This is a genomic window from Streptomyces sp. NPDC045955 (genome assembly GCF_056430805.1).
In genome coordinates, this window is sequence record NZ_JBWKKY010000011.1 from 54,749 (window position 1) to 71,147 (window position 16,399).

14 protein-coding genes are annotated in these 16,399 nt (G+C 71.3%); 5 read left to right on the forward strand and 9 right to left on the reverse strand.

Going from position 1 to position 16,399, the window contains the following annotated elements; genetic code table 11:
* Nucleotides 1-3: 3 nt before the first annotated feature.
* The 9 genes from AC07F0_RS23245 to AC07F0_RS23285 form a co-directional block, all read right to left on the reverse strand.
* Nucleotides 4-1,215 (reverse strand): Gfo/Idh/MocA family protein, encoded by a 1,212-nt coding sequence (locus AC07F0_RS23245; RefSeq protein ID WP_478981857.1) that lies wholly within the window; start codon nt 1,213-1,215, stop codon nt 4-6.
* A gap of 59 nt (nt 1,216-1,274) precedes the next feature.
* The gene (locus AC07F0_RS23250) at nt 1,275-2,321 is read right to left on the reverse strand and encodes a substrate-binding domain-containing protein (RefSeq protein ID WP_478981504.1); all 1,047 of its coding nucleotides are present in this window, start codon (nt 2,319-2,321) and stop codon (nt 1,275-1,277) included.
* Between the two features lie 17 nt (nt 2,322-2,338).
* Nucleotides 2,339-3,358, reverse strand: a complete 1,020-nt coding sequence (locus tag AC07F0_RS23255) for an ABC transporter permease (protein WP_436726261.1) — start codon at nt 3,356-3,358, stop codon at nt 2,339-2,341.
* Complete coding sequence (locus AC07F0_RS23260; protein WP_478981506.1) at nt 3,355-4,872, reverse strand: sugar ABC transporter ATP-binding protein; 1,518 nt, start codon at nt 4,870-4,872, stop codon at nt 3,355-3,357. The genes AC07F0_RS23255 and AC07F0_RS23260 overlap by 4 nt, the downstream gene beginning before the upstream one ends.
* An 87-nt stretch (nt 4,873-4,959) precedes the next feature.
* On the reverse strand, nt 4,960-6,141 hold the full coding sequence (locus tag AC07F0_RS23265) for an ROK family transcriptional regulator (RefSeq protein WP_478981508.1): 1,182 nt from the start codon (nt 6,139-6,141) through the stop codon (nt 4,960-4,962).
* Between the two features lie 196 nt (nt 6,142-6,337).
* Nucleotides 6,338-7,015: a GntR family transcriptional regulator gene (locus AC07F0_RS23270; protein WP_478981510.1), complete on the reverse strand. Its 678-nt coding sequence runs from the start codon at nt 7,013-7,015 to the stop codon at nt 6,338-6,340.
* Nucleotides 7,016-7,163: 148 nt separating this feature from the next.
* Nucleotides 7,164-8,102: a beta-ketoacyl-ACP synthase III gene (locus AC07F0_RS23275; protein WP_478981512.1), complete on the reverse strand. Its 939-nt coding sequence runs from the start codon at nt 8,100-8,102 to the stop codon at nt 7,164-7,166.
* Nucleotides 8,103-8,258: 156 nt separating this feature from the next.
* Nucleotides 8,259-8,399 (reverse strand): MFS transporter small subunit, encoded by a 141-nt coding sequence (locus tag AC07F0_RS23280; protein ID WP_020276538.1) that lies wholly within the window; start codon nt 8,397-8,399, stop codon nt 8,259-8,261.
* Nucleotides 8,368-9,702, reverse strand: coding sequence for an OFA family MFS transporter (locus AC07F0_RS23285; RefSeq protein WP_478981514.1), 1,335 nt, complete (start codon nt 9,700-9,702; stop codon nt 8,368-8,370). The genes AC07F0_RS23280 and AC07F0_RS23285 overlap by 32 nt, the downstream gene beginning before the upstream one ends.
* Before the next feature lie 230 nt (nt 9,703-9,932).
* On the opposite strand from AC07F0_RS23285, the gene AC07F0_RS23290 reads away from it, so the two are divergent.
* The 5 genes from AC07F0_RS23290 to fdhD are packed head-to-tail and all read left to right on the forward strand — an operon-like array spanning nt 9,933 to nt 16,369.
* Nucleotides 9,933-10,904, forward strand: a complete 972-nt coding sequence (locus tag AC07F0_RS23290) for a 2-dehydropantoate 2-reductase (RefSeq protein WP_478981516.1) — start codon at nt 9,933-9,935, stop codon at nt 10,902-10,904.
* Nucleotides 10,901-12,826, forward strand: coding sequence for a molybdopterin oxidoreductase family protein (locus AC07F0_RS23295; RefSeq protein ID WP_478981518.1), 1,926 nt, complete (start codon nt 10,901-10,903; stop codon nt 12,824-12,826). The genes AC07F0_RS23290 and AC07F0_RS23295 overlap by 4 nt, the downstream gene beginning before the upstream one ends.
* A 6-nt stretch (nt 12,827-12,832) precedes the next feature.
* On the forward strand, nt 12,833-14,656 hold the full coding sequence (locus AC07F0_RS23300) for an NAD(P)H-dependent oxidoreductase subunit E (protein WP_478981520.1): 1,824 nt from the start codon (nt 12,833-12,835) through the stop codon (nt 14,654-14,656).
* Nucleotides 14,653-15,513, forward strand: coding sequence for a 2Fe-2S iron-sulfur cluster-binding protein (locus AC07F0_RS23305; protein WP_478981522.1), 861 nt, complete (start codon nt 14,653-14,655; stop codon nt 15,511-15,513). The genes AC07F0_RS23300 and AC07F0_RS23305 overlap by 4 nt, the downstream gene beginning before the upstream one ends.
* Nucleotides 15,514-15,520: 7 nt before the next feature.
* Nucleotides 15,521-16,369 carry a formate dehydrogenase accessory sulfurtransferase FdhD gene (fdhD, locus tag AC07F0_RS23310; RefSeq protein WP_478981524.1) on the forward strand — a complete coding sequence of 283 codons (849 nt, stop codon included), beginning with the start codon at nt 15,521-15,523 and terminating at the stop codon, nt 16,367-16,369.
* Nucleotides 16,370-16,399: the final 30 nt, after the last annotated feature.

Genomic DNA, 16,399 nt, shown 5'->3' on the forward strand with positions numbered 1-16,399 from the left:
TCCTCAGACCGCGATCGGCGTGTAGACGGAGTTCTTCTCGGCGCTCTCCTCCACGGCCGCGAGCACGCGCTGCACCTGGAGCCCGTCGGCGAAGGAGGGTTCGGGGCGGCGGCCCTCGGCGATGGCGTGGACGAGGTCGCGGGCCTGGTGGACGAAGGTGTGTTCGTAGCCGAGGCCGTGGCCCGGCGGCCACCAGGCGTCCAGGTAGGGGTGGTCGGGTTCGGTGACGAGGATGCGGCGGAAACCGGCCTCCGCCCCGGGTGCGGTGCCGTCGTGGAAGGACAGCTCGTTGAGCCGCTCCAGGTCGAAGGCGAGCGAGCCGCGCTCCCCGTTGAGTTCGATGCGCAGGGCGTTCTTGCGGCCGGTGGCGTAGCGGGTGGCCTCGAAGGAGGCGAGAGCGCCGGAGGGGAAGCGGGCCGTGAACAGGGCGGCGTCGTCCACGGTGACCTCCCCCGTGCCGGCGGCCGAGACGGCGGACAGGCCGCTGGTGGCGCCGGTGGGCAGGGGCCGCTGACGTACGAAGGTCTCCGTCAGCGCGGAGACGCCCGCCAGCCGCTCCCCCACGAGGTACTGCGCGAGGTCGATGATGTGCGCGCCGAGGTCGCCGAGCGAGCCCGAGCCGGCCTGTTCCTTGCGCAGCCGCCAGGTCAGCGGGAACTGCGGGTCGACCAGCCAGTCCTGGAGGTACGTCACGCGCACGTGCCGCAGTGCGCCGAGGCGGCCCTCGGCGACCATCCGGCGGGCCAGGGCGGTGGCCGGGACCCGGCGGTAGTTGAAGCCGACCATCGCCACCTGCCCGCGCCGGTGGGCCTCTTCGGCGGCCCGCACCATCGTGGTGGCTTCGTCGACGGTGTTGGCGAGGGGCTTCTCGCACAGGACGTGCTTGCCGGCCGCGAGGGCGGCCAGCGCGATCTCGGCGTGGCTGTCGCCGGGGGTGCAGATGTCGACGAGGTCGATGTCGTCGCGTTCGACGAGGGCACGCCAGTCGGTCTCGGTGGACGCCCAGCCGTGGCGGTCGGCCGCCGCCCGCACGGCGGTGGCGTCCCGGCCGCAGATCGCTGCCTGCACGGGGTTCAGCGGCAGGTCGAAGACACGGCCCGCGGTGCGCCAGCCCTGGGAGTGGGCGGCGCCCATGAAGGCGTAGCCCACCATCCCCACGCGCAGGGGTGGCTTGCCTGCCTCGGTCCCATCTGACTGCTGCTGCGGCTGTCCCATACGGGTGTCCTCCTCGTCCTGGTCGGGGTGGCGCACGTGGGGGGTGCGGGCGGAACCGGTCACCGGAAGCCGGTGGGCATGTACTGGTCGACGTTGGTCTTGTCGACGACGGCCGAGTAGAGGGTGATCGACGCGGGGATCTCGAACTCGGCCATGCCGCCGATGCCCTTGCCCTGGCCGAGGGCGCGGGCGAGGTCGATCGCGGAGGCGGCCATGGTCGGCGGGTAGAGGACGGTCGCCTTGAGCGGGCCGTCATCCTGCTTGATGGCCTGGAAGGCGGACAGGGCGCCCGCGCCGCCGACCATCAGGAAGTCGTCGCGCCCGGCCTGCTCGATGGCGCGCAGCGCGCCCACGCCCTGGTCGTCGTCGTGGTTCCACAGGGCGTCGAACTTGGACTGGGCCTGGAGCAGTTGGGCCATCTTGGCCTGCCCGGACTCGACGGTGAACTCGGCGGCCTGGCGGGCGACCTTCTTGATGTTGGGGTAGTTCTTCAGGGCGTCGTCGAAGCCCTGGGTGCGCTGCTTGGTCAGCTCCAGGTTGTCCAGGCCGGCCAGTTCGATGACACGGGCGCCCGACTTCCCCTTGAGCTTCTCGCCGATGTAGTGGCCCGCGTTGAGGCCCATGCCGTAGTTGTCGCCGCCGATCCAGCAGCGGTAGGCCTGCGGGGTGTTGAAGATCCGGTCGAGGTTCACGACCGGGATGCCCGCGCGCATGGCCTTCAGCCCGACCTGGGTGAGGGCCTTGCCGTCGGCGGGGAGCACGACCAGGACGTCGACCTTCTTGTTGATGAGGGTCTCGATCTGGCCGATCTGCTGGGCGGTGTCGTTGGAGCCCTCGGTGATCTCCAGGGTGACGTCGGAGTACTTCTCGGCCCGCTTCTTGGCGTTGTCGTTGATGGCGTTGAGCCAGCCGTGGTCCGCCTGCGGTCCGGCGAAGCCGATGGTGACCTGCTTGCCGGGCTTGTCGTCGGCGGCGGGCTGGTTGTTCCCGGCCGGCTCGTCGTTGGAGTCGGAGGGCTCGTTGCTCGTGCACCCCGTGAGGAGGGCACCGGCGGAGACGGCGGCGGCTCCGAAGAGCAGTCCTCTGCGGCTCGTGATCTCTGTCATGGCGGTGAACCCTTTCCTCAGGTCGTGCTCGCGGTACGGCGCTGGACCAGCACGGCGGCGACGATGATCGCGCCCTTGGCGATCTGCTGGACGTCGCTCTGCAGGTTGTTCAGGGCGAAGATGTTGGTGATCGTGGTGAAGATCAGGACGCCGAGGACGGAGCCGGTGATGGTGCCGCGGCCGCCGGTGAGGAGGGTGCCGCCGATGATCGCGGCGGCGATGGCGTCGAGTTCGTAGAGGTTGCCGTTGGTGTTCTGTCCGGAGCCGGACAGGACGATCAGCAGGAAGGCGGCGATGCCGCAGCACAGCCCGGACAGCAGGTAGAGGTAGAGCCGCTGACGGCGGACGTCGATGCCGGCGAGCCGGGCGGCCTCCGGGTTGCCGCCGACGGCGACCGTGCGGCGGCCGAAGGTGGTGCGGTTGAGCACCAGCCAGCCGATGACGGTCACGACCGCGAAGACGAGCACGAGGGGCGGGATGCCGAGGACGTAGGCGTCGCGTTCGCCTAGGTCGAGGACGGAGGGCACCGTCACGATCTGAGTCTTGCCGTCGGTGATCTGCAGGGCGAGGCCGCGGGCGGAGGCCAGCATGGCGAGGGTGGCGATGAACGGCACCATGGCGCCGTAGGCGATGAGCACCCCGTTGACCAGGCCGCAGCCGACTCCGACGACGACCGCCGTGAAGAGGATGCCGGCGAAGCCGTACTCCTGGGTGGCGACGGTGGTCGCCCACACCGAGGCGAGGGCGACGATCGCGCCGACCGACAGGTCGATGCCGCCGGAGACGATGACGAAGGTCATGCCGACGGTGACGACACCGATCACGGACGCCTGGGTGAGGACGAGTTGCAGGTTGCGGGTGTCGAGGAACTCGTCGGGCTTGGTGATGCCGCCGATGAGGATCAGCACGGCGAGCACGCCGAGCAGGGAGAGGGTGCGGACGTCGGCGCGGGCCAGCAGGCCGCGCCAGGCCGTGGGCCGGGCCTGGGGCACCTTGTCGGTGATGCTGTCACGCGGCGGGGAGACGGGCTGCGTCATGACGCCGGACTTCCTTCCATGACCAGGTCGAGTACGCGGTGTTCGTCGAGTTCGCGCGCGGGTGCCGTGTGGACGACACGGCCCTCGCGCAGCACCAGGACGCGGTCGGCGAGGCCGAGCACCTCGGGCACCTCGCTGGAGACCAGCAGCACGGCGAGGCCCTCGTCGGCCAGCCGGCGGACGACCGCGTAGAGCTCGGCGCGGGCGCCGACGTCGACGCCGCGGGTGGGTTCGTCGAGCAGCAGCACCTTGCAGCCGCGCAGCAGCCAGCGGGCCAGGACGGCTTTCTGCTGGTTGCCGCCGGACAGGGTGCGCACCGGCACCGACGGATTGTCGGGCCGGAGCGACAGTTCGCGGGTCGCGGCCCGGGCGGCACCGAGTTCGGCGCCCCGGTCGATCCAGCCGCCGCGCGAGAAGCGGGACATGGAGGAGACCGACACGTTGCGGGTGACGGACTCCAGCATCAGCAGGGCCTGTGCCTTGCGTTCCTCGGGGGCGAGCCCGAGTCCGGCCCGGACGGCGGCCCGGACGCTGCCCGGCTTCAATGGCTTGCCATCGACCAGCACCTGACCGGTCGTCGGTTTCCTGGCGCCGTAAATGGTCTCCAGGATCTCGGAGCGGCCCGAGCCGACGAGTCCGGCGAGCCCGACGATCTCGCCCGGCCGTACCTCCAGGTCGAGGGGCTCGAACTCCCGGGCACGGGACAGCCCTTGGACGGTGAGCACCGGTTCGCCGGGCGGCGGGGAGGCGGGCCGGTCGGGGAAGACGTACTCGACGTTGCGGCCCGTCATCAGCGCGACGACCTCACGGGTCGGGGTCGTCTTCGCCGGAAGTCCGTTCGCCACGGCACGTCCGTCCTTGAGCACGGTCACCCGGTCGCCGATGCGCCGGATCTCCTCCAGGCGGTGCGAGATGTAGACGACGGCGACACCGGCGGCGGTGAGGGCGCCGACGATGCGGAAGAGGTTGTCGACCTCGTCCGGGTCGAGGGCGGCGGACGGCTCGTCCATCACGATGAGCCGCACGTCGTGGGAGAGCGCCCGGGCCATGGACACGATCTGCTGCTGCGCCGCGGACAACTCCCCGACGGGCCGGGCCGGATCGATCTCCGCGTGTCCGAGTCGCTTGAGCAGAGCGGCCGTCGACTCCTTGGCGGCTTTTCCGCGGACGACGAAACCGGCGGCGGTCGGCTCGTGGCCCAGGTGGACGTTCTCGGCGACCGACAGGTGCTCCACCAGGTCGAGTTCCTGGTAGATGGTCGCGATGCCGAGCCGCATGGCGGCGATCGGCGAGCGGAGTGTGACCTCCTCGCCGCGCCAGCGGATCTCGCCGGTGTCGGGTTGGTGGGCGCCGGCCAGGACCTTGATGAGGGTCGATTTCCCGGCGCCGTTCTGGCCGAGCAGGCAGTGCACCTCGCCGGCCTGGACGTCGAGGTCGACGCCGTCGAGGGCCCGGACTCCGGGGAACGACTTGGTGATGCCGGACATGCTGAGCAGCGGTGGTTCTGGTGCCATGCGGATTCCCCTTGGCGGGCGTGCGGGCCGGTTGCAGGGCAGGGCAAAACAGAGCGCGGTGCTGGTACGCCGTACGGAACTGCGTGCTTACGCGGGTGAGAACAGGTGATCGCTGATGAGCCGGGCCGCGCCGGTGACTCCGGCGGCGGGCCCCAATTCGCCCAGGACGATGGGCAGATTGCCGGTCGCCAGCGGCAGCGACTGGCGGTAGACCTGGGTGCGGATCGCGGCGAGCAGGGTGTGGCCGAGGCCGGTCACCCCGCCGCCGATCACCACCAGGCCCGGGTTGAAGAAGCTGACCAGGCCGGCGATGACCTGGCCGGTGCGGTTGCCGCCCTCACGGATCAGGTCGAGCGCGGTGGCGTCGCCGGCGGCGGCCGCGGCGGCGACGTCGACGGCGGTGAGCCCGCCGTTGGTCTCCAGCCGCGAGGCCAGTTCGTCGGAGAGCCCCTGCTGGGCGGCCTCCATGGCGTCACGGGCGAGGGCCGCCCCGCTGAAGTGGGCCTCCAGGCAGCCCCGGTTGCCGCAGGCGCAGGGGCGGCCGTCGGGCACGGCCTGGATGTGCCCGATGTCGCCGGCGCTGCCCGTCGTACCGCGGTAGACCTCGCCGCCGACGACGATGCCGCAGCCGATGCCCGTGCCGATCTTGACGCAGAGGAAGTCGGCGACGGTGCGGGCGACGCCCGCGTGCTGCTCCCCCATCGCCATGAGGTTCACGTCGTTGTCAACCATGACCGGGCAGCCGAGTTCCTGGCTGAGCGCCTCCCGCACGGGGAAGCCGTCCCAGCCCGGCATGATCGGCGGGGCCACCGGGATGCCCTCGGGGAAGCGGACCGGGCCCGGGACGCCGATGCCGGCGCCGTCGAACCCCTCCGCGAGCCCCGAGGCCTTCAACTTGGCGGCCATGGCCAGGACTTGCTCGAAGACCGCGACCGGGCCCTCGCGCACGTCCATGGGGTGGTTGATGTGCCCGAGCGTCTCCAGTTCGGCGTTGGTGACGGCGACGTCGACCGAGGTCGCGCCGATGTCGACGCCGAGGAAGCGCAGCCCGGGGTTGAGCCGGATGTTGTGGGAGCGACGGCCGCCGCGCGAGGCGGCGAGTCCGTCGGCCACGACCAGCCCCGTCTCCAGCAGCCGGTCCACCTCCACGGCGAGCTTGGACCGCGAGAGGTCGACCTGGTCGCCCAGCTGGGCACGGGAGTTGGGGCCGCCGTCGCGCAGCAGCTTGAGCAGTCGGGCCTGGTGGGCGTTCCCGGGTCGTGCGGTCATACGTCTCACGAGCCCCTCCCCGCCTCAATCGGCCTGTGCACGCCGGTTTTCCGCCACCTCAGTGGCTTGCTTTCGGAGGGAACGTAGCAGCGGCTGCCGAAGGTGGGAAGAAGTCGCGCAGGAATTGCCCCCGACTTTTTCCACTCACAGGACAAAGACGAGGGACGCGGGCTCAGGCGATACCGCCCGCCGAGGCCTACGAACGCGCTCGCGCGTGGTACGACCGCCTCGTGTGCTCGGTGTGTTCGCGCATCAGGTACGTGGCCCGCTGTTCGTCGCGGTCGGTGATCGCGGCGATGAGTGCGCGGTGTTCGATCCAGGACTGGTGGCCCCGCTGGCGGGCGACCGGCGTGTAGTACCAGCGGACGCGGCGGTCGACCTGGGCGGCCAGTTCGGCGAGGACGGCGTTTCCGGCGAGCTCCATGATCTTCGCGTGGAAGCGGGCGTTCATCGCGACGGCCCCGTCCACGTCGTCGGCCTCGACGGCCTTCTCGCCCTCGGCGCACAGCGCTTCCAGCGCGGCGATGCCGGCCTCGTCCGCGCCCGCCGCGGCGAGCCGGGCCGCCTCGGCCTCCAGAAGCGTGCGGACCGTGAGGAGCTGGTCGGCCTCCTCCTCCGTCGGCTCGTGGACGAACGCGCCCTGGGCGGGCCGCAGATCGACCCATCCCTCGGTGTTGAGCCGCTGCAACGCCTCGCGCACCGGCTGCCGGGAGACCCCCAGATGCCCGGCGAGTTCGCTCTCCACGAGGTGCTGGCCGGGCTGGAGGGCACGGGTGGTGATGAGTTCGAGCAGCGCCTCGTAGACACGGTCGCGCAGCGGACCCGGGCGTTCCAGCTTGGGTACCGCCCCTTGGGGCAGGCCTGTCGACAGCATCGCGGTCCCCCTCCTCGGCAGGGCCGTGCACAGCGCGGCGGAAGCCGGTGTAGCCGTGGCGTCAGTATCGATTGTCTTTCGTCTACAGTCTACGGCGCACAGGAGCCAGGGTTACGGACAGTTGACCGCGTCACACCGCGACACGCGCTCAGGGGCAGCGGACGACCTGCCCGGCGTACGACAGGTTCCCGCCGAAGCCGAACAGCAGGACGGGGTCGCCCGTGGCGATCGCGCCCTGTTCGACCAGCTTGGACAGGGCGAGCGGGATGCTCGCGGCCGACGTGTTGCCGGACTCCGTGACATCGCGTGCGACGACCGCGTTCACGGCGCCGATCTTCTCCGCGAGGGGTTCGATGATGCGCAGATTGGCCTGATGCAGTACGACCGCCGCGAGGTCCGCCGGCTCCAGCCCGGCCCGCTCGCACGCCCGCCGCGCGATGGGCGGCAGCTGCGTCGTCGCCCAGCGGTAGACGCTCTGCCCCTCCTGCGCGAAACGCGGGGGCGTGCCCTCGATCCGCACGGCGTTGCCCATCTCGGGCACCGAACCCCACAGCACCGGCCCGATGGCGGACTCGTCGGCGGCCTCCACGACCGCGGCCCCGGCCCCGTCGCCGACGAGCACGCACGTCGTACGGTCGCTCCAGTCGGTCACGTCGGACATCTTGTCGGCCCCGATGACCAGGGCCCGGCTCGCGCCCCCCGCGCGGACGGCGTGGTCGGCGGTGGCCAGGGCGTGGGTGAAGCCGGCGCACACCACGTTGAGGTCCATCGTGGCGGCCTGCGGGACGGCGAGACGGGCCGCGACCCGGGCGGCCGTGTTGGGCGAGCGGTCGACGGCGGTGGAGGTGGCGACCAGCACCAGGTCGATGTCGGCGGGGGTCAGCCCGGCCGCCGCAAGGGCCTTGGCGGCGGCATGGGCGGCCAGCTCGTCGACGGGTTCGTCTGGACCGGCGATGTGGCGGGTGCGGATGCCCACCCGGCTCCTGATCCACTCGTCACTGGTGTCGACCAGGCCCGCCAGGTCCTCGTTGGTGAGCACCTTGGCGGGCTGGTAGTGGCCGACGGCGGCGATGCGCGAGCCGATCATGTGGGCGGTCCCCCTCGTTGGAACTTGGGTAGCGGGATCCACCAGTCTGATCAGTGACTCGCGGGTACGACGGCAGGCAAGGCGACAGGAAACAGGTGCCCGCGTTGTCAGCTTCGGTCAGGACCTCGGACGACCGAGCACCTGTCGCCTGGCCTCCTAGCCGGTGAACAGCTGCGTCGCCTTGCGGACCAGCTCGTACAGGCCGTAGGCGAGCGGCAGGCCCACCCATACCCAGGCGAAGGCGATCAGCCACCGCCGGTCCGGGCTAGGCGGACTCTGACTGCTGTCGCTGGACATGCGCGGCCTCCTTCGGTGCCGGGATGTGGTGGCGCGGGTGGACGGGCCGGACGAGTTCGTTGGCGACGAAGCCGGCGACGAGCAGCCCGATCATGATGACGAACGACAGCCCGTACAGGGACGCGCCGTGCCGGCCGGCCTCCTCCTGCCGGTCGGCGATCCAGTTGACGATGAGCGGCCCGAGCACGCCCGCCGTGGACCAGGCGGTGAGCAGCCGCCCGTGGATGGCGCCGACCTGGTACGTGCCGAACAGGTCCTTCAAGTACGCCGGAACGGTAGCGAAGCCGCCGCCGTAGAAGGACAGGATCACCAGCGCGCACAGGACGAACAGCGGCTTGGAGGAGTCGCCGAACAGGGCGATGAGCGCGTACATCAGCGCGCCGGCGCCCAGGTAGACACGGTAGATGTTCTTGCGGCCGATCAGGTCGGACGTCGACGACCAGCCGATGCGGCCCGCCATGTTCGCCGCCGACAGCAGCGCGACGAAGCCGGCTGCGGCGGTCACCGAGACCGGTGTGGAGGTGTCCGCGAAGAAGTCCGTGATCATCGGCGCGGCTTTCTCCAGGATGCCGATGCCCGCGGTGACGTTCATGCAGAGCACGATCCACAGGAGCCAGAACTGCGGGGTTCGCAGCGCCTGTTTCGCGGAGACCTGCGGGCCGGTGGGGGCTTGTCGCGCAGTTCCCCGCGCCCCTGGGGCATGAGGCGGAACCCGGACCAGCAGTACACCCAGCAGCATGAAGACCGCGTACGTCAGCCCGTGCACCAGGAAGGCCAGCGCGATGCCGGAGCTGTCGCCGCCGAAGGACTCCAGCATCTGCGCGGACCACGGCGAGGCGATGAGCGCACCGCCGCCGAAGCCCATGATGGCGATGCCGGTGGCCATGCCGGGCCGGTCCGGGAACCACTTGATCAGGGTGGAGACGGGTGAGATGTAGCCGATGCCGAGGCCGATGCCGCCGACGAAGCCGTAGCCGAGGACGATGAGCCAGTACTGCTCCAGGGACGCGCCCAGCGCGGAGAGCAGGAAGCCGGACGAGAAGCAGACCAGGGCGACGGTCATCGCCCAGCGCGGGCCGTTGCGCTCGACGAGCGTGCCGCCGAACGCGGCGGACAGGCCCAGCATGACGATGCCCAGCTGGAAGGGCAGCGCGCTCTGCGTGCCGCTGAGGCCGAGCGCGGACTCCAGGGGCGGCTTGAACACGCTCCAGGCGTAGGCCTGGCCGATGGAGAGATGTACGGAGAGAGCGGCGGGCGGGACAAGCCAGCGGCTCCAGCCCGGGGGCGCGACTGGGGGACTCATGAACCCGGAACCGTAGGCATTCGCACGGGAGTTGAGAAGGCGGTGCGTCGACCGTATGCGGTGAGCGGTATCCGGCATGCGCCGAACGGTCATCGCACGGCCCCTTGCTGACCCATCGTCCATACTGTAGACAATATTTCGTCGACACAAGCCGGACGGCAGTCATCGGACGGCAGCCACCCGACGGCAGTCACCTCCGCGGTATCCCTCAAACCGAACGGAGTGTTCCCGTGAAAGTCGCAGTTCTCGGCGCCGGTGCCATCGGCGCCTACGTCGGCGCCGCGCTCCACCGCGCGGGCGCCGATGTGCATCTCATCGCCCGTGGACCGCATCTGGCGGCCATGAGGCAGCACGGAGTCCGGGTGCGCAGCCCGCGCGGCGACTTCACCGCGCACCCCCATGCGACCGACGACCCGGCCGAAGTCGGCCCGGTCGACTACGTCTTCCTCGGCCTGAAGGCCAACGCGTACGCGGCGTGCGGGCCGCTGGTCGCGCCGCTGCTGGGCGACACGACGGCGGTCGTGGCCGCCCAGAACGGCATCCCCTGGTGGTACTTCCACCGGCACGGCGGCCCCTACGACGGCCACCGCGTCGAGAGCGTGGACCCGGACGGCGCGGTCAGTGCGGTGCTCGCGCCCGAACGGGCCGTCGGATGCGTCGTCTACGCGGCGACCGAGCTCGAAGGGCCGGGCGTCGTCCGGCACTTGGAGGGCACGCGGTTCTCGGTCGGCGAACCCGACCGCAGCGTGTCCACGCGGTGCGTGGCGCTCAGCGAGGCCATGCAGGCGGGCGGCCTGAAGTGCCCGGTCGAACCGGAGCTGCGGAGCGACATCTGGCTCAAGCTGCTCGGCAACATCTCCTTCAACCCGATCAGCGCGCTGGCCCGCGCGACCATGCGGCAGATGTGCCTGCACGGCGGCACCCGCAGGGTCATCGAGATCATGATGACCGAGACGCTCGCGGTCGCGAACGCCCTCGGCTGCGAAGTCGGCGTCTCCATCGAGCGCCGGCTCGCGGGCGCCGAGCGGGTCGGCGACCACCGGACCTCCACGCTCCAGGACCTGGAGCGCGGCAAACCGCTCGAACTCGACGTACTCCTCGCGGCGGTCGTCGAGTTGGCGGACATCACCGGCGTGGAGGTGCCCACCCTGCGCACCGTGCACGCCATCTCGGACCTGCTCGCGCTGAGGAGCGCCGCATGAGCAAACGCCACCGAACCCCGAAGACCTACACACGGCTCACCCACCCGCTGGTGCGGGACTCGCGCGACGAGCCGTTCCGCCGGGCGAGCTGGGAGGAGGCCCTGGACCGGGCGGCCCGGGGCCTGGACCGCAACCGCGGCGCGTTCGGCATGTTCTCCTGCGCCCGGGCCACGAACGAGATGAACTACGTCGCCCAGAAGTTCGCCCGGGTCGTCATGGGCACCAACAACGTCGACTCCTGCAACCGCACCTGCCACGCCCCGAGCGTGGCGGGCCTGTCGGCGGCGTTCGGCTCGGGCGGCGGGACGTCGTCGTACGAGGAGATCGAGCACACCGACGTCATCGTGATGTGGGGCTCCAACGCCCGCTTCGCGCACCCGATCTTCTTCCAGCACGTGCTGAAGGGGATCAGGAACGGCGCCCGGATGTACGCGGTCGATCCGCGCCGGACGTCGACCGCCGAGTGGGCGGAGAGCTGGCTGGGCCTCAACGTCGGCACCGACATCCCGATGGCGCACGCGATCGGCCGCGAGATCATCCACGCGGGCCTCGCGAACGAGGCGTTCATCGAGCGGGCGACCACCGGCTTCGAGGAGTACCGGGCGCTGGTCGAGCCGTGGACGCCGTCGCTCGCCGAGAAGGTGACGGGCGTACCGGCCGCCGCCATCCGTGAGCTGGCGCACGCCTACGCCCGCGCCGAGCGCGCCCAGTTGTGCTGGACCCTCGGCATCACCGAGCACCACAACGGCACCGACAACGTCCGCGCCCTGATCAACCTGTCCCTGCTCACCGGGCACGTCGGCCGCTACGGCTCCGGGCTGCAACCCCTGCGCGGGCAGAACAACGTGCAGGGTGGCGGTGACATGGGCGCGATCCCCAACCGACTGCCCGGCTTCCAGGACATCCTCGACCCGGACACCCGGCTGAAGTTCGAGTCCGCCTGGGACACCGTCATCCAGCCCCACTACGGCCTGAACCTCACGGAGATGTTCGAGGCCATGGAGGACGGCACCCTCAAGGCCGTCTACTGCATCGGTGAGAACCCCGCCCAGTCGGAGGCCGACAGCGAGCAGGCCGTACGGCGGCTGAAGGCCCTCGACTTCCTGGTCGTCCAGGACATCTTCCTCACGAAGACGGCCGAACTCGCGGACGTCGTCCTGCCCGCCACGGCCGGCTGGGCGGAGACCGAGGGCACGACCACCAACAGCGAGCGACGGGTGCAGCGCGTCCGCAAGGCCGTCACCCCGCCCGGCGAGGCCCGCGAGGACATCGACATCATCTGCGATCTCGCGGCCCGCCTCGGTCACGACTGGAAGTACGCCGACGCCGAGACCGTGTGGAACGAGCTCCGGTCGGTCTCCCCCGACCACTACGGCATGACGTACGCGCGTCTGGAGGAGCACCAGGGCATCCAGTGGCCGTGCCCGAGCACCGACGGGCTTGAACCTACCTATCTGCACGGCCGGTTGTGGGAGCCCGACCCCGCCGAGCGCGGCCCGCTCGCGCCCTTCGGGATCGTGCAGCACGACCCGCCCGTGGACCTCACCGACGAGGAGTACCCGATCCGGCTCACCACCGGGCGGCGCCTGGACTCGTACAACACCGGTGTGCAGAGCGGCGGTTACGCCTCGCCGCTCAGGCGCGGCGAGTACATCGAGCTGAGCCCGGAGGACGCCGAGCGCTACGGGGTCGTGGTCGGCGAGCAGGTCCAGGTCACCTCGCGGCGCGGGTCGGTGACCGCGCCCGTGTGGGTGGACACCGCGCTGCGGCCCGGGCTCGCCTTCATGACCATGCACTTCCCCGACGAGGTGGACACCAACGCGCTGACGATCGAGGCGAACTGCCCGATCGCGGGGACGGCGGAGTTCAAGGCGTCGGCGATCCGGATCGAGAAGCTGCCCATCGCGACCATCGTGGGGTGACGCACTGTGGACCTGCACTTCGGTGACAGCAAACCGACGGACGAGGAACGGGCGGCCGTCGACGCCCTGCTCGGACCTCCGGAGTCCTCCTGGGAGGGCGGCGACCGCTCCGATGCCGATCTCAGGTGGGCCCGCGGCGGACGTGAGGCCCGGGACCGCCGCGACCTGCTGTTGCCGGGGCTGCACGCGATCAACGACCGGGTCGGCTGGATCAGCGAGGGCGCCCTCGACTACCTGTGCCGGCGGCTGACGGTGCCGCCGGCGGAGGCCTACGGGGTCGCCACCTTCTATGCCATGTTCTCCGTCAAGCCGCGCCCGGCGACCGTGCTGCACGTGTGCACGGACCTGGCGTGCGCGGCGGCCGGGGCGCCTCGGCTGTGCGCCGGGATCGAGGAGCGGCTGGGCCTCGGCAGCGGGGTCGCGGTCGAGCGCAGCCCCTGTCTCGGCCTGTGCGAACGCGCCCCGGCCACGCTCGCGATCAGGGCCGGGGACCCGGTCCGTACGGCGGTCTCGGCGCCGGCGACCGTGCACGACGCCGTCCTCGCCGCGAGCGCCCCGGACTCGGCGCCGGAGGAGCCGCCGGCCGCGCTGGCGGTGCCCCAGGCCGGGCAGGACGGCCTGATGCTGCTGCGCCGGGTCGGTGTGGCCGACCCGGCGTCCCTCGACGACTACCGCGCCCACGGCGGCTACACGGCCCTGCGCCGGGCCTTCGAGCTGGGCCCCGCCGGCGTCATCCGCGAGGTCACCGACTCGGGCCTGGTCGGGCGGGGCGGCGCGGCCTTCCCGACCGGCCGGAAGTGGCAGGCGACGGCGTCCCAGCCGGACCATCCGCACTACCTCGTCTGCAACGCCGACGAGTCCGAGCCGGGCACGTTCAAGGACCGCGTGCTCATGGAGGGCGACCCGTACGCGCTGGTCGAGGCCATGACGATCGCCGGGTACGCGACCGGTGCCCACCACGGCTACCTCTATCTGCGCGGCGAGTACCCGCGCGCCCTGCACCGCCTCGAACACGCGATCGCGCAGGCTCGCGCGCGCGGCCTGCTCGGGGACGACGTCCTCGGCCAGGGCTACGCCTTCGACATCGAGATCCGGCGGGGCGCGGGCGCCTACATCTGCGGTGAGGAGACGGCCCTGTTCAACTCCATCGAAGGCTACCGGGGCGAGCCCCGCTCGAAGCCGCCGTTCCCCGTGGAGAAGGGCCTGTTCGGCAAGCCGACGGTCGAGAACAACGTCGAGACGCTGGTCAACGTGCTGCCGATCCTGACGATGGGCGCCCCGGCGTACGCGGCGATCGGCACGGGCAGGTCCACCGGGCCGAAGTTGTTCTGCGTGTCCGGGACCGTGCAGCGACCGGGGGTCTACGAGCTGCCGTTCGGCGCGACCCTGGGCGACCTGCTCACCCTCGCCGGGGTGCGGGACGGGCTGCGGGCGGTGCTGCTCGGCGGGGCGGCGGGCGGTTTCGTACGGGCCGACGAGCTGGACATCCCGCTCACCTTCGAGGGGACGCGGGAGGCGGGCACGACGCTCGGCTCGGGGGTCGTGATGGCCTTCGACGACAGCGTGCCCCTGCCCCGGCTGCTGCTGCGCATCGCGGAGTTCTTCCGCGACGAGTCGTGCGGCCAGTGCGTGCCGTGCCGGGTCGGGACCGTGCGGCAGGAGGAGGCGCTGCACCGGATCGCGGAGCGCACCGGCGCCGACGCCGCCGGGGACATCGCCCTGCTGAGGGAGGTCGGCCGCGCGATGCGGGACGCCTCGATCTGCGGTCTCGGACAGACCGCGTGGAACGCCGTGGAATCCGCCATCGACCGTCTGGGGGCGTACGAATGACCGTCACACCGCTGGGGATCCCGCGCCGCATGCTGGAGTTCACGATCGACGGCGAACAGGCCCGGGTTCCCGAGGGCTCGACGATCCTCGACGCCTGCCGGGCGGCCGGGAAGGACATCCCGACCCTGTGCGAGGGCGACACCCTGCGCCCGAAGAACGCCTGCCGGGTCTGCGTCGTCGAGGTCGAGGGGGCCCGCACCCTCGTCCCGGCCTGCTCCCGCAAGGCCGAGCCGGGCATGGAGGTGCGCACCGGCACCGAGCGGGCCCGGCACAGCCGGAAGGTCGTCCTCGAACTGCTCGCGTCCTCCGTCGACCTGTCGACGACACCGCGGGTCGCCGAGTGGCTCAAGGAGTACGAGGCGAAGCCGGACCGCTTCGGCCCGGACGCGGCCCGCCTCAACGAGGAACCGAAGATCGACAACGACCTGTACGTACGCGACTACGACAAGTGCATTCTCTGCTACAAGTGCGTCGACGCCTGCGGCGACCAGTGGCAGAACACCTTCGCGATCTCGGTCGCCGGGCGCGGTTTCGACGCCCGGATCGCCGTGGAGCACGACGCCCCGCTGACCGACTCGGCGTGCGTGTACTGCGGGAACTGCATCGAGGTGTGCCCGACGGGGGCGCTGTCCTTCAAGTCCGAGTTCGACATGCGCGCGGCGGGTACGTGGGACGAGTCGCGGCAGACGGAGACGACCACGGTGTGCGCGTACTGCGGAGTGGGCTGCAACCTGACGCTGCACGTGCAGGACAATGAGATCGTGAAGGTCACGTCACCGCACGACAACCCGGTGACCCACGGCAATCTCTGCATCAAGGGCCGCTTCGGCTACCAGCACGTACAGAACCGGGGCTGATCAGGACATGGGACGAGTCACGGAACGACGCAAGGTGCTCCGCATCCGCGACGGGGCGGTCTCCAGCCGTCCGGACACGCTCGTCGCCGAGGAGCCCCTGGAGATCCGGCTGAACGGCAAGCCCCTGGCGATCACCATGCGCACGCCGGGCGACGACTTCGCGCTGGCGGCGGGCTTCCTGGTGAGCGAGGGGGTGCTGGGCGGCCAGCAGGACCTCCGCAACATCGTCTACTGCGCCGGGGCCACGGCCGACGGTTCGAACACGTACAACGTGGTCGACGTGCAGACGGCCCAGGACGTGGTGATCCCCGACATCACGCTGGAGCGGAACGTCTACACGACGTCCTCGTGCGGGCTGTGCGGCAAGGCCTCGCTGGACGCGGTGCGGACGACGGCCCGCTGGCCCATCGCCGACACTCCCCCGGTCCGGGTCGCGCCCGAGCTGCTGGCGAGCCTGCCCGACCGGCTGCGTGCCGCCCAGCGGGTCTTCGACCGGACCGGGGGGCTGCACGCGGCGGCCCTCTTCTCGGAGGACGGCGGGCTGCTGGACGTCAGGGAGGACGTGGGCCGGCACAACGCGGTCGACAAGCTGGTCGGCCGCGCCCTGCAGAACGGGGAGCTGCCGCTGTCCCGGACGATCCTGCTCGTCTCGGGCCGGGCCTCCTTCGAGCTGGCGCAGAAGGCCGTGATGGCCGGTATCCCGGTCCTGGCGGCGGTGTCGGCGCCGTCCTCGCTGGCGGTGGACCTGGCGGCCGAGACGGGCCTGACCCTGGTGGGCTTCCTGCGGGGCAGCTCCATGAACGTGTACGCGGGTGAGGACCGCATCGCCCTGCGGGCCGCGGCCGCCCAGGGCTGAGCGGGTTCCTTCCGCGACACGGCGGCGGGG